The organism is Pseudomonas brassicacearum, from assembly GCF_003732265.1.
GTDB lineage: Bacteria > Pseudomonadota > Gammaproteobacteria > Pseudomonadales > Pseudomonadaceae > Aquipseudomonas > Aquipseudomonas brassicacearum_D.
The window spans coordinates 1-508 of record NZ_MOBK01000173.1; the positions used below are offsets into that span (position 1 = coordinate 1).

Annotated in this window: 1 pseudogene; it reads left to right on the forward strand. The window is 64.4% G+C overall.

From position 1 onward, the window contains the following. Positions 1–508, forward strand: a pseudogene (locus BK660_RS30660) (alpha/beta hydrolase); the annotation flags it as partial.

The following is a 508-nucleotide window of genomic DNA, read 5'->3' on the forward strand; positions in this document are numbered from 1 at the left end:
GTGACCTGGGCGGTGCGCTCCTCCAGTTATGGCGAGGATCAGGCCGACTCGGCGAATGCCGGTTTGAGCACCACCTATCTGCGCGAGCCGACCGCCAACGTGCCAACACGCATCGCCGAACTGACGGCCGAAGGCGTTGAGGAAGTGGTGGTGCAGCGCTTCATCACGCCGGTCGTTTCCGGGATCGCTTTTGTGCGCCATCTCTCGCTAGAACTGGAGTGGGTTGAAGGCCACCTCGAACCGCTGGCCGACGGTCACGTCAGCCCTTCGCGAGCAACGCTTTCGCGGGTTGGCGATGCTTGGCGAAGCGGCACGTTCACGCCATCCCATGGCTTGACCGAAGACCTGCTCTGGCGCTTTCTGCAAGACGTACTGCGCGTGTTCCACTACGTGCCCGGCGACGTCGAATGGGCCTGGGACGGCGCGCAATTGTGGCTGCTGCAATACCGGCCGATCAGCGACTACGGCTGGCGCCGGCACCTGACCGCCGCGAACATCGCCGAGATCC